Annotated in this window: 11 protein-coding genes; 5 read left to right on the forward strand and 6 right to left on the reverse strand. The window is 72.1% G+C overall.

From position 1 onward, the window contains the following. Nucleotide 1: 1 nt before the first annotated feature. The 3 genes from ACH4FX_RS04250 to ACH4FX_RS04260 are packed head-to-tail and all read left to right on the forward strand — an operon-like array spanning nt 2 to nt 3,843. Nucleotides 2-1,255, forward strand: a complete 1,254-nt coding sequence (locus ACH4FX_RS04250) for a hypothetical protein (protein WP_398474963.1) — start codon at nt 2-4, stop codon at nt 1,253-1,255. After that, a complete protein-coding gene (gene glgX, locus ACH4FX_RS04255; protein ID WP_398474965.1) occupies nt 1,255-3,288 on the forward strand; it encodes a glycogen debranching protein GlgX in 2,034 nt (677 codons plus the stop codon). Before ACH4FX_RS04250 ends, glgX begins: the two co-directional genes overlap by 1 nt. Nucleotides 3,289-3,330: 42 nt before the next feature. After that, nucleotides 3,331-3,843, forward strand: a complete 513-nt coding sequence (locus ACH4FX_RS04260) for a DUF2165 domain-containing protein (RefSeq protein ID WP_398474967.1) — start codon at nt 3,331-3,333, stop codon at nt 3,841-3,843. A gap of 48 nt (nt 3,844-3,891) precedes the next feature. Here the strand turns inward: ACH4FX_RS04260 and ACH4FX_RS04265 are convergent, their stop codons facing one another. Continuing rightward, complete coding sequence (locus tag ACH4FX_RS04265) at nt 3,892-5,067, reverse strand: FAD-dependent monooxygenase (RefSeq protein ID WP_398474969.1); 1,176 nt, start codon at nt 5,065-5,067, stop codon at nt 3,892-3,894. A gap of 210 nt (nt 5,068-5,277) precedes the next feature. Continuing rightward, entirely contained in the window at nt 5,278-8,475 is a 3,198-nt protein-coding gene (locus tag ACH4FX_RS04270; RefSeq protein ID WP_398474971.1) for a bifunctional cytochrome P450/NADPH--P450 reductase, read from the reverse strand. 105 nt (nt 8,476-8,580) lie between these two features. On the opposite strand from ACH4FX_RS04270, the gene ACH4FX_RS04275 reads away from it, so the two are divergent. After that, the gene (locus ACH4FX_RS04275) at nt 8,581-9,249 is read left to right on the forward strand and encodes a helix-turn-helix transcriptional regulator (RefSeq protein WP_398474972.1); all 669 of its coding nucleotides are present in this window, start codon (nt 8,581-8,583) and stop codon (nt 9,247-9,249) included. Nucleotides 9,250-9,332: 83 nt separating this feature from the next. Here the strand turns inward: ACH4FX_RS04275 and ACH4FX_RS04280 are convergent, their stop codons facing one another. The 4 genes from ACH4FX_RS04280 to ACH4FX_RS04295 all read right to left on the reverse strand — a co-directional run bounded on the left by ACH4FX_RS04280 (nt 9,333) and on the right by ACH4FX_RS04295 (nt 14,906). Beyond that, a complete protein-coding gene (locus tag ACH4FX_RS04280; protein ID WP_398474974.1) occupies nt 9,333-9,506 on the reverse strand; it encodes a hypothetical protein in 174 nt (57 codons plus the stop codon). A gap of 318 nt (nt 9,507-9,824) precedes the next feature. Next, nucleotides 9,825-11,207 (reverse strand): phosphotransferase, encoded by a 1,383-nt coding sequence (locus tag ACH4FX_RS04285; RefSeq protein WP_398474976.1) that lies wholly within the window; start codon nt 11,205-11,207, stop codon nt 9,825-9,827. Continuing rightward, the gene (gene treS, locus ACH4FX_RS04290) at nt 11,204-12,913 is read right to left on the reverse strand and encodes a maltose alpha-D-glucosyltransferase (RefSeq protein ID WP_398475502.1); all 1,710 of its coding nucleotides are present in this window, start codon (nt 12,911-12,913) and stop codon (nt 11,204-11,206) included. Before treS ends, ACH4FX_RS04285 begins: the two co-directional genes overlap by 4 nt. Nucleotides 12,914-12,923: 10 nt before the next feature. Next, nucleotides 12,924-14,906 (reverse strand): maltotransferase domain-containing protein, encoded by a 1,983-nt coding sequence (locus tag ACH4FX_RS04295; RefSeq protein ID WP_398474978.1) that lies wholly within the window; start codon nt 14,904-14,906, stop codon nt 12,924-12,926. 275 nt (nt 14,907-15,181) lie between these two features. On the opposite strand from ACH4FX_RS04295, the gene ACH4FX_RS04300 reads away from it, so the two are divergent. Next, nucleotides 15,182-16,009 (forward strand): type 1 glutamine amidotransferase domain-containing protein, encoded by an 828-nt coding sequence (locus tag ACH4FX_RS04300; protein ID WP_398474980.1) that lies wholly within the window; start codon nt 15,182-15,184, stop codon nt 16,007-16,009. The last annotated feature ends 18 nt before the right edge of the window (nt 16,010-16,027 follow it).

Consider the following 16,027-nt stretch of genomic DNA (forward strand, 5'->3'; position numbering starts at 1 on the left):
GATGCCCAAGATCGTGCACACCGACTCGGTCTTCCGCGTCGACCCGGTCAAACCGCCGGACTACGCGGACGCCAACCCGCTGCTGAAGCTGCTCGGCCTGGTCGAGCGCACCCGCTTAGCCGCCGAGCGCGAACACTACGATCCCGCCTCGCTCCAGCACCTGTTCCCGCTGCGCACGCTCCAGCTGTACGGGCCCGCCTCCCCCCACCAGGACCTGCTCGACCCGGCGCAGCAGGACGACAAGACCGACTTCCAGAAGCAGAACGTCCGCGACTTCACACTGGCCGACACCCGGGCGGTGCGCGGCTGGGCCGAGATCGGCGACTGGCGCGGCCCGTTCCTCCAGCTCTCCTACCGGGGCGGCCCGGACTCCGCGCTGTGGCGCGAGGCGGGGCAGCTCGGCGACACCATCGGCTGTGTACTGTCCGTCCAGGGCAGCCGGCCGGAGCCGATACGGGTGCCGTACGACGAGGAGACCGACTTCTACACCGTCGAGCTGTGGGGCCGGGTCGGCGACGGGCTGCGCGACCTGCTCGGCCCGCGCGGCCGGACCGCCCTCGACTCCGGACTGCTGCAACCGCGCCCGGACATCGTCACCGGCCTGGGCCAGGACTTCCACCGCGACCAGATGACCAACCAGGACCTGCGGCTGGTCGCCCCGCGGCACGCCATGCACCCCGTCCTGCCGTGCTACGTCGACGTACGCTGGACTACGAGTCCCGACGGCGCCGGATCGGCCGACCCGCCGTCCGGATCGGTGCGGCTGGGCTTCGAGATGAAGGTCCGCGGCTGGGACAACTACCTGGGCGTGGGCACCAGCCCCACCCCGCACGGCGGCGTCGGGTCGCTCGAATACCGCACGCTCTTCAGCGAGTACGGCCGCTGGGCGGGCAGCGGCGACCTGCGGCGCACGCTGGAGCCGTACAACCTCGACGCGTTCGGCCGCAAGGCCCATGTGAGCGGTGACGTGGAGCCGTTCTTCGCCGTCACCTACATGGACCTGCACGTGCTCGACCCGGCCTGCGGCATCGGTCTGCACCGGCACCGGGACAACCAGGAGGTCTTCCTGATGCTGGAGGGCGACGGGCTGATGGTGACCGGCGACTGGGCCGACTCCGGCAGCCGGGTGCGCTCCTTCGAGGTGCGGCGGCTGCCCGCCGGGCACCTGGCCCTGCTCAAGGGCGGCAACCTGCACGGGCTGATGAATCCCGCGGACCAGCGGGCGTCCCTCTTCATGTTCGGCGGTTACGACTGATGACAGCCCCTCATGTTCCTCCCGTACCCGGCGACCCGTACCGGCCCGGTGCCCACTGGGACGGCTCGGGCACCTTCTTCGCCGTGTATTCCTCGGCGGGCGCGTACGGCGGATCGGTCGAGCTGTGCCTGCTCGGCGAGGGCGGTGAGCGACGGGTGCCGATGGCGGTGGACTGCGACATCTGGCACACGTACGTACCGGGCGCGCGGCCGGGCCAGGCGTACGGCTACCGTGCGCACGGGCCGTTCGCGCCCGCGCGGGGCCTGCGCTTCGACCCGTCCCGGCTGCTGCTCGACCCGTACGCCGAGGTCCTGAAGCCGGTGGCGGAACGCACGCTGCTGCCGCTGGTGGCGGACCCGGTGTTCGACTGGGGCGACGACCGGGCGCCGCGCCATCCCTGGTCGCGGACGGTCCTGTACGAGACGCACGTCAAGGGCCTGACCGCACGGCACCCCGACGTGCCGCCGCCGCTGCGCGGAACGTACGCCGGAGTGGCGCACCCCGCCGTCACCGGGCACCTGGCCGGCCTGGGCGTCACCGCGGTCGAACTGATGCCGGTCCACCAGTTCCTCCCCGAACCGTTCCTGCTCGACCGCGGACTGACCAACTACTGGGGCTACTCCACGATCGGCTTCTTCGCGCCGCACGCCGCGTACAGCTCGGCGGGCCACGAGGGCGGGCAGAACACCGACTTCAAGGCGATGGTGAAGGCCCTGCACGCCGCCGGCATCGAGGTGATCCTCGACGTCGTCTACAACCACACCGCCGAAGGCCCGCCCGACGACCCGGCACTCTGCTTCCGCGGCCTGGCCAACGAGATCTACTACCGCCTCGACCCGGCCGACCCGTCCCGCTACGTCGACACCACCGGCACCCGCAACACCCTCAACGCCGGCCGCCCCGAGGTGCTGCGCCTGATCATGGACTCGCTGCGCCACTGGGTCACCGAGATGCACGTGGACGGCTTCCGCTTCGACCTGGCCGCATCCCTGGCCCGCCAGTACGGCCACGTCGACCGCCTCGCCGCCTTCTTCGACCTGCTCTACCAGGACCCGGTCGTGGGCCGCGTCAAACTGATCGCCGAGCCGTGGGACGTGGGCGCACCGGACAGCTACCAGGTGGGCCGCTTCCCGCCCGGCTGGAACGAGTGGAACGACCGCTGCCGGAACACCGTGCGCGACTTCTGGCGGGGCCGCCCGGCCGTCGGCGACCTGGCGAGCCGGATCGCCGGCTCCGCCGACCTGTACGCGCCCGAACGCCGCGGCCCGGACGCCTCCATCAACTTCGTCACCTGCCACGACGGCATGCCCCTGACGGATCTCGTGACGTACGCGCACAAGCACAACGAGGCCAACGGCGAGAACAACCGGGACGGCACGGACGACAACCGGTCGGCCAACTACGGGGTGGAGGGCCCGACCAACGACCCGGCCGTCATCACCGTCCGCGAACGCCAGCGCCGCAACATGCTCGCCACCCTGTTCCTCTCCCAGGGCTGCCCGATGCTCCTCGGCGGCGACGAACTGGGCCGTACGCAGGGCGGCAACAACAACGCGTACTGCCAGGACAACCCCACGAGTTGGTACGACTGGTCGGCGCCCACACCGCTCACCGACTTCGTGCGCCGGGTGGTCGCCCTCCAGCGCGCGCACCCGACACTTCAGCGCACCACCTTCCTCACCGGCTCCGGCGACCCCCCGGACATCGCCTGGTACGACCGCGACGGCCGCCCGATGACTCCCGCGCGCTGGGACGACCCGGCCACCCGCTTCCTGGCCTTCCTCCTGGCCGGGGACCGCGCGGCGACGCCGGACACCGACCTCCTGGCCCTGCTCAACTCCGGTGCCGACGCGGTGGACTTCCCGGTTCCGGGCCGGACCGGCGCGGTGTACACGGTGGTGCTGGACACCACCGCACCGGACGGCGCCCCGACGGCTTCGGCCACCCTGGAGACGGGCGGCGTGTGCACGGTCCCGGCCCGCACGGTCCTCGTCGCGACGGCGGCACTGCCGAGCCGTCGACAGCACCCGTAGAGTACGCGGAGCCCCCTCCACCGCAGGCCAGGGAGACCGTGGATGCCCACCACCAGACCGTTCCAGGCCCTGCCGCTCGCGGCGACCGTACTCACCGGCACGGTCGCGCTCTACATGGCGCTCGTCGCGTTCGGCAACATCACCGACTTCGGCACCAATCAGGCGTTCGTACAACACGTCCTGGCCATGGACACCACCTTCAAGGACCCCGACCTGATGTGGCGCGCCATCGAATCGCCCACCCTCCAGGACATCGCCTACGTCCTGATCATCATCTGGGAGACGGCCGCGGCCCTGGTACTGATCGCGGCGACCACCCTGTGGGCGCGCGGACTGCGCCGGGGAGCGGGGTACGCCGACGCCCGGCGCCTGGGCACCATCGGCCTCCTGATGGTGCTGCTGCTCTTCGGCGCCGGCTTCATGGCGATCGGCGGGGAGTGGTTCGCGATGTGGCAGTCGAAGACCTGGAACGGCCTGGACGCGGCGGCACGGAACGTGGTGTTGGCGGGGGTGGCACTGGTGGTGGCGCAGCTGCGGGGGGCGGACGAGCGGTAGCCGGGCGTCGCGCCGTACGCGTCCTCACCGGTTCGCCCGTACCCGCCCTCACCACTCGATGCGGTACCCGGTCAGCCAGGCGTCGGCGCCGTCTCCTCCGTGTTCGATGCTGCGGGGCAGCAGCACGTCGCGGACCAGCCGCCGCATCGTCCCCGGTGCCGACCGGCGGGCCATCCGTGCGCTGTGGGCCACCGCCCGCTCCACGCGGGCCCGGCGCAGTTCCTCGTACGTGTGGAAGGCCCGCCGGGGCTCGTGCTGGTCGCGCAGGCACTTGGCCAGCACGATGGCGTCCTCGATGGCCATCGAGGCGCCCTGCGCGGCGTTGGGTGCCGCGGCGTGCGCGGCGTCGCCGATGATCACCATGGTGTCGGAGTACCACCGCGGGGTGACGGCCAGGTCGTAGGCGTGCGAGGCGACGATGTGCTCGCCGGTGGCGCGGACGACGGCGGCGGCCGGGGTGCGGTCGCCGTCGAGGAGGGCGGCGACGCGCTGCCGCCACTGGTCGGCGGTGACGGCGGCCAGGTCGCGGCGGGACCGCTCGGGACCCGGCGCGTTGGCGAACCACCACACCTCGCCGTCCGGCGCCGTCGTGCAGCCGAAGAAGGCCCGCCGGCCGTAGATCATGGTGTAGGTGTCGGGCGCGGACGGCGGTTCGACGTCCCGGGTGTAACCGCAGACGGTGTTCTGGCCGGTGTAGTGGGGGCGGGGCGCCGCCGGGTCGATGAGCTTGCGGACGACCGAGTGGATGCCGTCCGCGCCGATCAACAGGTCGCCCTCGGCGCGGCTGCCGTCGGAGAAGGAGGCCACCACCCGGCGGTCGCCGACGGTCTCGGCGGCGACCAGCCGTTTGCCGTGCCGTACGGGAATGCCGCGGCGGCGCGCCTCGTCGTGCAGCACCCGGTAGAGGGTGGCGCGGGTGAGGGTGCGCGGGCCCATCGCCGTCGCGTCGGCGGCGCCGGCCAGGGTGCGTGCGCCGAGCCGTTTGCCCGTACCGCTGACGAACTCCACGCGCCCGGCGGGGAAGGAGTTGGCCACGACCGGGCCGTGTGCGCCGATGACGCGCAGCGCCTCCAGCCCGTTGGTGAAGACGACGAGGAAGGCGCCCACGTCGTCGGCGCCGGTCGCGTACGCCTCGAAGACCTCCGCGTCGATGCCCGCCTTCTGGAGGGCCATCGCGGTCACCGCTCCCGCTATCCCACCACCGATGATCAGGGCGTCGGTCATGGCGTTCCCCCAGGTGATCGCCGTCCGGCGGTACGCGGACCGCGCCGCCACCGTCCACGATGCCGCCGGCGCCCGGCGGGAGCCAGACCCCGCGCGGGGCCGGTGCCCGCCGGGCGGGGCGGTGCCCGCCCGGCCCCCGGCCGGGCCGGCCGGCGGCGGCGGAGGGCTCCGGCGCGGCCGGCGAGGACGACGGCCCGCCGGACTCGCGGCTCACCCCGCCGCGTACACGTCCTCCACATAGCGCCCGGCCGCCGTCAGTTCGCGCAGCCAGGTCTCGGCCTGCTCGTCCGTGGCGCCCGTGCGGGCCGCGTGCAGCTCGCGGAAGGCGGCCCGTACGCCCGGTGCCATCCGGCTGCCGTCCCCGCAGACGTACACCCGCGCCCCGGCGTCCAGGAGGGCGCCCACCTCCTCGGCCTCGGCGGCGATGCGGTGCTGGACGTAGCGGCAGCCGTCCGCCGGGCGGGCGCTGAACGCCGGGCGCAGCGACACCGCGCCGGCCGCCTCGGCGGCGCGCAGCTCGTCGGCGTGCAGGTAGTCGGCTTCGGGGGCGTCACAGCCGAAGTAGAGGAGCGCGGGTGCCGGCTGGCCGTCGCGGGCGGCGGCCAGGCGGTCGGCCACGGCGCCGCGGAAGGGGGCCAGGCCGGTGCCGGCCGCGACCAGGATGACCGGTGCCGGGTCGGCCGGGTCGAGGCGGAACGCCTCCCGGCAGGGCTGGACGCGGGCCAGGACGGTGTCGCCGGGCCGCAGTGCGTGCAGGTGGCCGGAGCCGGTGCCGCCGGGCAGCAGGGACACCATCAGGTCGGCGTGCCGGGGGTCGACGGCGGGCGAGGAGGAGAGGGAGTAGTGGCGGATGCGCAGGGCCGGGAGCAGGTCGAGGATCACCGGCCAGGGCAGCGCGCCGCGCAGGGCCGGGTGTTCCTCGACCAGGTCCAGGACGCTGCGCGGGTCGTCGTCGGCGACCGTCTGGAGGGCGGCGCGTTCGGGCGGGCAGGGGTTGTGGTCGGCGAGGACCGCACGCTGTTCCGGTGTGGGCCGGGCGCCCAGTTCCAGGTGGTGCGTGAGCAGGTCCCGTACGGTCAGCGGACGGTCGACGGGGAGGGCGTCACGGCCGGCCCGGCCCGCGCCGGCGCGGATGTCGAGGACGGTGTCCAGGTCCGCGCCCAGGACCCGTGCGGCGCGTTCGACCGCGGCCGGCCCGTTGGCGGGGAGTACGGCGAGGTGGTCGGCGGTGCGGTAGGTGACGCCGTCGGGCAGGGCGAGCCGCAGGAAGCGCTTGACCCGGGGGTGGCCGGGGGCGGTGAGGTCGTACGCCTCGGTGACGGTCATCGGCCGGAGGCCGTGCCGGGCGGCGAGGGCGTCCAGCGGGCCGCCGCTGATCTCGGCGACCGTGTAGGCGTCCGGGCCGGCCGGGCCGCCACCCGTGGCACCGGCGCTCGCGGGATCGCCGTACCGCACCAGCAGTTCGGTCCGCAGCGCGGCCGTGAACGCCTTGACGGCGCCGTTCAGGTCGCCCGAGGCGTCGGCCTCGCCGCGCGGCAGCAGCCGCTCGGCGCCCAGGCCGGCCAGCCGCTCGTCGAGCAGGGTCGGTACGCGCTGGTAGGTGGCGGCCCAGTTGCGGTCGCCGACGCCGAGGACGGCGTACGGCACGCCCTCGGCCTGCGCCTGCGCGCTCTCCAGCCACGCCACGAAGCGTGCCGCGTCGTCCGTCGGCTGCCCGTTGTAGGAGGCGGCGACGATGACGACCGGCCGGTCCGCGGGGAGTGCGCCGGCCGCGGCGTCCAGGGGGGCCACCTCGGTGGTGAAGCCGAGCCCGGTGGCCTCGTCGGCGATGCGCTCGGCGAAGTCGCGGCAGGTGCCGTAGTTGGTGCCGTGCAGGAGCAGCAGGCCGGTGTCCTGCCGGGCCCGCGTGGGCAGCCCGTCGTCCGTGCCGGGCTCCGCGGCGGCCTCCGCCGCCCCGCCGGGCAGCACGGCGAGCGCGGCGCGCACTCCCGCCCGGTCCGCGGGGGTCCGCCGGCCGAGGGTGAGCGTGAACCCGTCCGGCTTGAGGGTCAAGGACTCCTTGATGGTCAGCCGGTAGTCCGCGTGGTCGGTGAGGCGGTAGCGGTGCACCAGCATCGCGAGCAGCATGGTCGCCTCGTGCAGCGCGAACTGCCGCCCGATGCAGGCCCGTTCGCCCGTCCCGAACGGCTTGTACGCGTGCGGGGAGCGGGCCGCCTCGGCCTCCGGAGCGAACCGGGTGGGGTCGAAGAGCTCCGGGTTGTCGCCCCAGACCGGGTCGCGGTGCAGCATCGGCGTGAGGACGGTGACCAGCTGGCCCGCCCGCACCGGGTAGCGGCCGCCGAGCAGGGTGTCCGTACGGGCCTGGCGGCTGAAGGCGGCGGCGGTGGGCCACAGCCGCAGCGCCTCGCCCAGCACCTGCCGGGTGAAGGGCAGCCGGCCGATGTCCTCGAAGGACGGGTCGGGGTCGGCCGTGTCGCCCCACAGCTCGTCCGCCTCGCGCTGGGCCAGGCGCAGCGCGACCGGGTCCTTGAGCAGGTGGTACAGGGCGAAGGACAGCGCGCCGGAGGTCGTCTCGTGACCGGCGATCAGGAAGGTGATGACCTGGTTGCGGATGTTGGCGAGGTCGAGCGTGGTGCCGTCGGCGGGGTGGGTGGCGCCGAGCATCAGCCCGAGCAGGTCGTCACCGGTCCCGGCCGCCGCGTCCCCCTCCCCCGTACGGGAGGCGATGACCTCGTCCACGACCGAGGCGAGGTAGTACGCGTCGGCCTGGAAGGCGGCGTCCTGCTCGGTGTAGTCCCCGCCCGGCTCCCGGCCGAGCCGCTTCATGCTCCACTCCAGGCAGCGCACCATCGCCTCGACGAAGGGGTGCGGGGTGTCGCGGGAGAACGACTCGAAGTCGAAGCCGAAGCCCGCCAGGCCGATGGTGTCCAGCGTCATCCGGGTCATGTCGTCGGGGACGTCCACCGGGGTCCCGTCGGCCGCCCGCCGGTCCCAGGCGGCGATCACCCGGCGCGCCACCTTCAGCATGGCCGGGTGGTAGGTGCGCATCGAGCCGAGCGCGAAGGCCGGCATCAGGATGTCGTGCGCCTTGGCCCAGTTCGGTTCGTCGTTGTACGCGGTGAACAGGCCGTCGCCGGCGAACTCGCGGACGTTCTCCAAGGTGACCGAGACGCCCTTGGCGAAGCGTTCCTCGTCGGCCAGATCGGTGACCAGTTCCAGCGAGGAGACGAACAGGGCCTCGTGGCCGTGCAGCCGCCGCCGGAACACCGGCCCGTGCTCACGGGCCAGGTCCATGGCCTGCTGGAGGGGGGTGTCGCTGAGTCCGGTGGCCGACAGGTCGACGACCGGGACCTCCTCGGACGGGCGCACCGCGGCGCCGGCTGCTGCGAACGGGATCGTGTCGGTCATGTCTCAAGCGTGACCCGCCCCGGGTACCCTGCGACGCCGGGTAACTGCATGATTGTGCAGTGGTTTTTCGCTGTCCGCTCTTGCGGCCGGACCGGAGAAGGAGCAATGGACGACGCGACGGCGAACGGCCCGGTGGGCCCGTATGCGACGGGCCCGTGGCACAACCACTTCCTGATCCTGCTGGACCGTGTCCCGGTGCCGATCGCGGTGTGCTCGGCGTACGGCGAGGTGCTGATCGCCAATCCGGCGATGGCCGCCGAGTGGGGCGCGGCCCCCGGGCAGCTGCGCGGCCGCAACCTGCTGGACCTCTTCCGCCCCCGCTCCCAGGCGCAGATAGACCGCCTGGTCGACGCGTTGCGCCGGCGCCGCAGGTCGCGCTATCCGATCGAGGTGTGCTGGCAGGCCGGTACGGACGGCGCCGAGCGGGAGGGGGAGCTGACGGTCGATCCGGTCGGTGATCCGTCGGTGGCCCCGCCCGCCCTGCTGGCGCTGCTCCGCGTCCACGAGACCCCGCCGCCCGCCCCCGCCCCGGCCCGCGAGGCGGCCAGCCCCGTCGAGACCCGTATCCTCGCGCTGGCCGCCTCCGGTGCCACCACCGCCGCCATCGGCAGCCACCTCGGCCTCACCGTCGACGGCGTCAACTACCACCTCACCCGCCTCTCCCGCCGCTGGCGGGTCCAGGGCCGCACCGCTCTGGTGGCCAAGGCGTACGTCCTCGGCGTCCTGGCCCCGGGCACCTGGCCGCCGGCACCGGCGGCCGAGATGTCCGATTGAGCCCGGTCCGGAGCACCTGCGGACCGGCCCCGCCGGCATCCGCTCCGGTCACCTCGGTCGGGCCGGGGCGGACGTGGAGGTGTTCAGTTCCACCACTGGTCCATCAGGTCGGCCACTCGCTTGCCGACCCACATGCCGGCCCCCCACAAGAGCCCCAGCCCGAACTTGCCGAATCCCGTGCGCGCGATACGGAAGTGCCCGCGCAGTCCGGGCCTTCTCCGGTTGGCGCCGCACATGCTCGCAAACTGCCGTCCCATGGTTCTCCTCCGGTCGGTGCGTGGAGCACGCAAGGGCGGGGCGTCCCGCCGCGTTCGTCCGCCCGTCCGGTCCCCGGGCGGACGGCGTCGCGATGGGACCGCCCGGGCGCTCCTGGGGGCTGACGGCGTTGTCGCACGCCTGGAGGAGCAGGTACATCACGAGGCAGCCGACGAGGAACATGACTTTGTGCCGATTCGTCTCCCACCAGGCCTTCTTCTCCGGTTCGACGATTTCGTAGATTTTCTGGCGCTTGTCGCGCACGGCTGTCCTGCCTTTCCGGTACCGGTGCAAAGGACGTGGTCCGCCCGGGGCCCGCCTCAGCGCGCCGCGGCGGTCATGCGTTCGACCGCCGTCAAGGGGATGTCCACCCAGGACGGCCGGTTGCGGCTCTCGTAGACGACCTCGTACACCGCCTTGTCCAGTTCGTAGGCGCGCAGAAGGGGCCGCCAGGGCTCCGGGTCCAGGCCGGTGACGGCGGTGTAGCCCGCCAGGAACGCTGCGCGGGACGCCTCCTCCCAGGCGCGCACGTCCTCGGCCGGAGGTGCCGGGGGGACCGGCGGGTGGCGGCGGGCGTGCTGGGCCGCGTAGTCGAACGAGCGCAGCATGCCTGCCAGGTCTTTCAGGGGGGAGGTGAGGGCGGTGCGTTCCTCCCGTGGGGCGGCGGGCTCGCCCTCGAAGTCCAGCACCAGCCATCCGCGCGGGCTGTGCAGGACCTGCCCCAGGTGGAGGTCACCGTGGACGCGCTGGACGGGCAGCGGGGCGGGCAGCGTGGCGACCGCCGCGAAGACCTGGTGGACGAGGCGTTCGTACCGTCGCAGTTGCGGGGCGCCGGAGCAGGCCCGGACGTAGCGCCTGCGCAGTTGCACGGCCAGTTTCTCCAGGCCCGGCCGGTCCAGGAGGGCGACGGGAAGCTGCCGGGCGAGGTCGCGGTGAACGGTGGCCACCGTGGCCCCCAGCTGCCCGGCGGCCTCGGGAAAGCTGTCCGTGCCGCTGCCGGAGGTACCGCCACCGCTGAGCAGGACGCTGCGCAGGGCCAGGTCCCAGCCACTGTGGGCGTGGGCTTCGTAGTGCTGCAGCAGACCGTACGTCGCTTCCTCCGCGCCGTGCCGCCCGCTCACGCTCCCCAGGAGCTGCGGCACGTTGCGGTTGCCGGCCTTCTGGAGCGCGGTGAGGGCCTCCAGCTCCGGGTTGGGGCCGGCGACGACGCGGCGGAAGAGCTTCAGCAGATAGCGGTCGTCGATCACGATCGACGTGTTGCTCTGCTCCACACCGAGCGGACGCGTCCGCTCGGTGTCCGTGGGAACGGCAAGGGCGCGCCCGCCCTGGCTACGGAAGCGGGCACCTGGAGTGTCGTGGTCACGGGCGATGAGTGCCACGATCCGGTGCATCAGTTCCGGGTCGCCGCCTGCGTCGTAGACCGCGATGCCTTCCAGCCGGGCGATGAGGTACGGCTCCAGCGCGGCCGGGAGGTGGGTACGCAGGCCGAGGGGCAGATGGTAGGTCTCGGCCTGCCCGTCGGCGAAGCACACGTGTGCCAGGGCCAGGAACCCGGTCGGCTCGGCCTCCTGGGAGCCGGTCAAGGGCACGGCCGAGGCCAGCGTGGTTCCCAGAACGGCGCGCCCTTTGCCGGCGAACCAGCGCTGCCGGGGAATCCACGCGCCCAGTGCGGTCTCGATGCGGTCCGGCAGTGCGGTGGTCATGTGGCCTCCGTCCGCGGACCCAGCGTGAACCAGTAGAAGCCGTAACCGGGCAGTGTGAGCGGGTAGGGCTCGGTGCCGATGGCGGGGAAGGGAGTGCCGCCGGTCAGCTCCGTCAGCGGGCTGGACGCGAAGGCCCGCAGGTCGAGATCCGTGTGCTGTGGTGTGCGGGCGAGGTTGTAGACGCACAGCACGGTCTCGGACGCCCCGTCGGGGGCTTCCCGTTCCCGTATGTAGGCCAGCACGCCGGGGTTGGTGGCGTCGATCTCGCGGTAGGCGCCCAGGCCGAAGGCCGGGTGGTCGCGGCGCACATGGATCAGGTCGCGGACCCAGTGCAGGAGCGAGGCGCCGTCGGCGCGTTGGGCTTCGACGCTGCGGGCCTGCGGCCCGTAGACGCTGTCGGTGATGACCGGCAGGTACAGGCACGCGGGATCGGCGGTGGAGAAGCCGCCGTTGCGGCCGGGGGCCCACTGCATGGGGGTGCGTACGGCGTCGCGGTCCGCGAGCCAGATGTTGTCGCCCATCCCGATCTCGTCGCCGTAGTAGAGCATCGGGGAGCCGGGCAGGGACAGCAGCAGCGCGGTGAACAGTTCGAGCTGTCTGCGGTCGTTGCCGAGCAGCGGGGCGAGACGGCGGCGGATGCCGATGTTGGCCCGCATGCGTGGCTCGGTGGCGTACTGCGCGTAGAGGTAGTCGCGCTCTTCGTCGGTGACCATCTCCAGGGTCAGCTCGTCGTGGTTCCGCAGGAAGATCGCCCACTGACTGCCCGCGGGGATCGGCGGCGTCCGGTCGAGGACCTCGGTGATGGGGGTGCGGCTCTCCTGGCGTATGGCCATGAACAGGCGGGGCATGAGCGGGAAGTGGAAGGCCATGTGGCTCTCGTCGCCGCCGGTGGCGGGGTCGCCGAAGTAGGCCACCGCGTCCTGCGGCCACTGGTTGGCCTCGGCCAGCAGCACGCGCCCGGGGTACTCCTCGTCGACCACCTTCCGTACGCGCCGCAGGAAGTCATGGGTCTCGGGGAGGTTTTCGCTGGTGGTGCCCTCGCGGGCGAACAGATAGGGCACGGCGTCCATGCGGAAGCCGTCGACCCCCAGGTCGAGCCAGAAGCGGACGGTGTCGAGCATGTGGTCCTGGACCCGGGGGTTGTCGTAGTTCAGGTCCGGCTGGTGGGAGAAGAAGCGGTGCCAGTAGTACTGGCCGCGGGTGTCGTCCCAGGCCCAGTTGGACCGTTCGGTGTCGACGAAGATGATCCGCGCGCCGGCGTACTTCCGGTCGTCGTCGTCCCACATGTAGAAGTCCCCGAACGGCCCGTGCGGGGACTGCCGGCTGTGCTGGAACCAGGGGTGCTGGTCGGACGTGTGGTTGACGACCAGGTCCGTGATCACGCGCATGCCGCGGGCGTGGGCCGCGTCCAGCACCGCGATGAAGTCCTCCATGGTGCCGAACTCCGGCCGGATCGCACGGTAGTCGCTGATGTCGTAACCACCGTCGCGTAACGGCGATGCGTAGAAGGGCGGCAGCCACAGGCAGTCGACACCGAGCCACTGGAGGTAGTCGAGCTTGGCCAGGAGGCCCTTCAGATCGCCCACTCCGTCGCCGTCGGCGTCGTAGAAGGCGCGGACCAGTACCTCGTAGAAGATGGCGGTCTTGAACCAGTCCGGCTGCGCCGGTGGGTTCTCGGGCGGGGGCGCGGGAAGGGACGTGCGCATCTGCGGCTCCTTACGGTCGGTCATGGCTGTTCCAGGCCAGGACGTGCAGGACGCCGTGGCCGGGGCCGAATCGGAGGGGGTGTTCCCTGCCCAGGAGGACCGGCCGGCCGGTGAGGGCGTCGTGGGCGCGGATGACCTCGCCGGGTGTCGTCCCGTCGAGGTGCGGGGCCAGCGTGACCACGCCGGTCCGGGGGCGGTCCGGGGCGAGATCGACGGCGCACAGCACCGTGTCCCCGCTGAGCGGGTCGTGCTTGGAATAAGCGATGACGTGCTCGTCGTCGCAGTCGTGAAGGTGCAGGTGCCGCAGCTGTTGCAGGGCCGGGTGCGCCCGCCGTACGCGGTTGAGCCGGGCGATCCATGACTCCAGAGAGGTGCCGGCGGCGCGGGCCGCGGCCGGGTCGCGGGGCCGCAGCTGGTACTTCTCCGAATCCAGGTACTCCTCGCTGCCGGGGTGCAGCGGGGTGTTCTCACACAGTTCGAAGCCCGCGTACACGCCCCAGGTCGGTGCGGCGGTGGCGGCCAGGGCGGCGCGGGCGGCGAAGACGTCCGGGCCGGCACCGTGCAGGTGGGCGGGCAGGATGTCGGGGGTGTTGACGAAGAGGTTGGGGCGCAGGAAGTGCGCGTCCTCGGCCAGCTCCTTCAGATAGTCGGCCAGTTCGTCCCGGCCGGTGCGCCAGGTGAAATAGGTGTAGGACTGGCTGAAGCCCAGGCGTGCCAGCCCCTTGAGCACTGCGGGGCGGGTGAAGGCCTCGGCCAGGAAGAGGACATCGGGATCGGTGCGCTTGATGCGCCAGATGAGCCAGTGCCAGAAGTCGGCGGGCTTGGTGTGGGGGTTGTCGACGCGGAAGATGCGCACCCCTTGTGCCATCCAGAACCGGACGATGCGCTCCAGTTCCGCGTAGAGGGTTTCAGGCGCGTTGTCGAAGTTGAGCGGATAGATGTCCTCGTAGCGCTTGGGCGGATTCTCGGCGCAGGCGATGGAGCCGTCCGGCCGGGTGGTGAACCACTCGGGGTGCTCCTGTACCCAGGGGTGGTCGGGGGCGGCCTGGAAGGCCAGGTCGAGAGCGACCTCCAGGCCCTGGTCGCGTGCCTGCCGCAGAAGGTCGCGGAAGTCGTCCAGATCGCCGAGACGGGGGTGGACCGCGTCATGGCCGCCGTCCTGGGAGCCGATGGCCCAGGGGGACCCGACGTCGGTGTCGTCCGCGGTGAGGGCGTTGTTGCGGCCCTTGCGGTGCACGGCGCCGATCGGGTGGACGGGCGGCAGGTAGAGGACGTCGAAGCCCATCGCCGCGATCCGCGGCAGCTCGGCGGCGGCGGTGGCGAAGGTGCCGTGCACGGGGCGTCCGGCTTCGTCCGTGCCGCCGGTGCTGCGGGGAAACATCTCGTACCACGCCCCGAAGAGGGCGCGCTGCCGGTCTGCCCACACCGGGTGGGGCGGGCTGGAGGTCACGTGCTCCTGGAGCGGGCGCAGTTGCGCCAGGTGCTGTACGCGTCGGCTCAGGGCGGCCGCAACACGTTGCTGCGGTGTCCGCCGGATATCCCGCAGGCCGGCTGCCGCTTCCAGCAGATCGGCGCGGTACGACGGATCGTGCGCGTCCCAGAGACCGGCCATCCGCGTCAGCAGCCGCGCTCCGGTTTCCAGGTCGTTGGCCAGTTCGTCGGCTGTCTGGCCGTCCTGCGTTTTGGCCCGCACCGCGCGGCACCATGTTTCCCAGGGGTTCCGCCACGCCTCGATCCGCAGGGACCACTCCCCTTCGGCACGGGCGGCAACACAGCCCTGCCAGCGATCGGTTCCCTCGTCTGCCAAACGCATCGGTACACGTTCTTCGTCGCCTTCGGGACTGCGCCAGACGACCGCTGCTGAAAGGGCGTCGTGTCCCTCCTTCCAGATGGTCGCGGCGACCGGCAGGGCCTCTCCCACTACTGCCTTCGCCGGGTGGTCGATGTGCCCGAGAACCGGAAACACATTCTCGATGACGATTCGTCCGGTCATACAGATCCCCTCCGTCGAGGATTTCCCGGTCGGCTCCGGGAGATTTCACTATGCAATCCCGGCGGCAGGCGGAGCCAGCTCCGTTTCTCACTACGTCAGGTCGATGCGGCACGGCGGCCGGGTGGATTTAGTCAAGTCGGTGGAGTCACGGCCCGGGCGCCGGAACGCATTGCCGCCGGGTGGCGGGTGCCGTTCACTCGGTGCTGTTGCCGGCCGATGCCGTCGGGGCAGAAGGCGGCAGCGGTCGACCCGTTGATCCCCATCAAGGAGCACTGGTGAGCAAGCGCATTCTTGTCATCCTTTCCGAGTTCGGCTATTGGGGCGAGGAACTCGTCGGTCCGGTGGAGGCGTTCGACGCCCGCGGCTACCGCACGACCTTCGCCACCCCCACCGGGAAGCGCCCGCAGGCGCTGCCGCCGAGCCTCGACCCCCACTACGTCGACCCGCCCCTGGGCCGTTCGGTGACCACCCGCGACATGGCCCGGCGCGCCCGGAGCCTGGACGAGTCCGACCGCCTGAACCACCCGCTGAGCCTGGCCGACCTCATTCCGGAGAGGCCCTACTTCAGCTCCATCAACCACCTGCGGGACCTGGAGGAGTACCACCGGAACCTGGACACCGCCGTCACGGACCTGGTGAGCAGTTTCGACGCCCTGGTGATCGTGGGCGGCAGCGGCCCGATCGTGGACCTGGCGAACAACGAGCGGCTGCACGAACTGCTGCTGGGATTCGTCGCGGCCGACAAGCCCGTCCTCGCGGAGTGCTACGGCGTGGCCGCGCTGGCCTTCGCCCGGGACTGGGAATCCCGCGCCAGTCTGCTGGCGGGCCGGCATGTCACCGGTCACCCCAAGGAGTACGACTACAAGGACGGCACCGGCTTTGTCGGCGTGGACTTCAACATGGGCCCGCCCCCGTACCCGCTGGAGTACATCCTGCGGGATGCCACCGGGCCCGAAGGGGGCTTCCACGGCAATGTCGGAAAGGAAACCTCGGTGATCGTCGACTATCCGTTCATCACCGCGCGCTCGACCCCCGATTCCATACTCGCCGGCGAACTCCTGGTGCAGGCACTGGAAAACGGTCTGCGCCGGTACGGCTGGTAATACCCGGACGCTAGGAGC

This window comes from Streptomyces sp. NPDC018019, from assembly GCF_044327805.1.
In the GTDB taxonomy this organism is placed as follows: domain Bacteria; phylum Actinomycetota; class Actinomycetes; order Streptomycetales; family Streptomycetaceae; genus Streptomyces.

What these genes read in the sequence shown, in the direction of transcription:
- ACH4FX_RS04250 (WP_398474963.1), top strand. Translation starts at nt 2, where the DNA reads ATGCCCAAGATCGTGCACACCGACTCGGTCTTCCGCGTCGACCCGGTC.
- glgX (WP_398474965.1), top strand. Translation starts at nt 1,255, where the DNA reads ATGACAGCCCCTCATGTTCCTCCCGTACCCGGCGACCCGTACCGGCCC.
- ACH4FX_RS04260 (WP_398474967.1), top strand. Translation starts at nt 3,331, where the DNA reads ATGCCCACCACCAGACCGTTCCAGGCCCTGCCGCTCGCGGCGACCGTA.
- ACH4FX_RS04265 (WP_398474969.1), bottom strand. Translation starts at nt 5,067, where the DNA reads ATGACCGACGCCCTGATCATCGGTGGTGGGATAGCGGGAGCGGTGACC.
- ACH4FX_RS04270 (WP_398474971.1), bottom strand. Translation starts at nt 8,475, where the DNA reads ATGACCGACACGATCCCGTTCGCAGCAGCCGGCGCCGCGGTGCGCCCG.
- ACH4FX_RS04275 (WP_398474972.1), top strand. Translation starts at nt 8,581, where the DNA reads ATGGACGACGCGACGGCGAACGGCCCGGTGGGCCCGTATGCGACGGGC.
- ACH4FX_RS04280 (WP_398474974.1), bottom strand. Translation starts at nt 9,506, where the DNA reads ATGGGACGGCAGTTTGCGAGCATGTGCGGCGCCAACCGGAGAAGGCCC.
- ACH4FX_RS04285 (WP_398474976.1), bottom strand. Translation starts at nt 11,207, where the DNA reads ATGACCACCGCACTGCCGGACCGCATCGAGACCGCACTGGGCGCGTGG.
- treS (WP_398475502.1), bottom strand. Translation starts at nt 12,913, where the DNA reads ATGCGCACGTCCCTTCCCGCGCCCCCGCCCGAGAACCCACCGGCGCAG.
- ACH4FX_RS04295 (WP_398474978.1), bottom strand. Translation starts at nt 14,906, where the DNA reads ATGACCGGACGAATCGTCATCGAGAATGTGTTTCCGGTTCTCGGGCAC.